The 843-nt window shown below is 58.6% G+C and carries 1 pseudogene; it reads right to left on the bottom strand.

Features of this window, described 5'->3' with window-relative positions:
• A pseudogene (locus EN780_RS35710) lies at positions 1-650 on the bottom strand (type VI secretion protein ImpB); the annotation flags it as partial.
• Positions 651-843 lie beyond the last annotated feature (193 nt).

Raw genomic sequence — 843 nt, 5'->3', positions numbered from 1 at the left:
TTATAAAGCTGTTCCGTCGTGAAGATGCCGGCACGATAGAGCCGCTTTGCCATGTTGCCGCCGACACCTGGAATGTCTTCCATCGTGACGACAAGCAGCGCAGCCGGAAGGTCTTCCGGCCGCCAGATCGTCAGCCCGTCACCACATCGGCCGCCATCGCGCTTGCCAGCCTTGCAGGCAATTTTCGCGAGCTGCCGGTTGGCCGCAAACCCGATCGTGCAAGTGATCCATGGTCCGACATTTTCGGCAATCGTCGCTTTGATCTTTGCCGCCAGGGCGAGCGGGTCAGATCGGCCCGCCTCGTCAAGGCGGCACGTCAGCTCATCGATCGACTTCGCCGTATCGATCGGAATGACCGTTTCAATTTCCGATAAGAGCGCATTATGTGCCCGGCGATACAAGTCCGGCTTTTGCGGAACCAGAACGAGCTGCGGGCAAAGCCGCTTCGCCTCGTTGATCGGCATAACATTCTTGACGCCATACGCTTTTGCTTCGCGGCTGCATGCGATCACGGCCGTTCTGTCCGTTCCCTCGAAGGGAACGACACCGACCGGCCGACCGCGCAGGCGTCGGTCACACTGCTGTTCGACCGACGCGAAAAAGCCGTCGAAATCCAAATAGAGCCGTTCGATGGTTTCCGGCTTGCGCATGGTTGCTCCTGTCATGTGAACAAAAGCAGAACACCTGACGCCGGCTCCCCGTCAAGAGGAATTTTTTCTTATGCGCAATTTGTCTGGCGCGCTCCTGCGGCATCCATGAATCGCAGGCCGTGATCAGTCAGGCCGAGAGACGTGCGGCTCCCCGCCGTCAAAACGGGATGCTGGATCACCGCAAGCTTATGAT

It is taken from the genome of Mesorhizobium sp. M4B.F.Ca.ET.089.01.1.1, assembly GCF_004022605.1.
Classification (GTDB): domain Bacteria; phylum Pseudomonadota; class Alphaproteobacteria; order Rhizobiales; family Rhizobiaceae; genus Mesorhizobium; species Mesorhizobium abyssinicae.
Note: the sequence above shows the minus strand (reverse complement) of the source record. Positions and strands in the feature narration are given on the sequence as shown.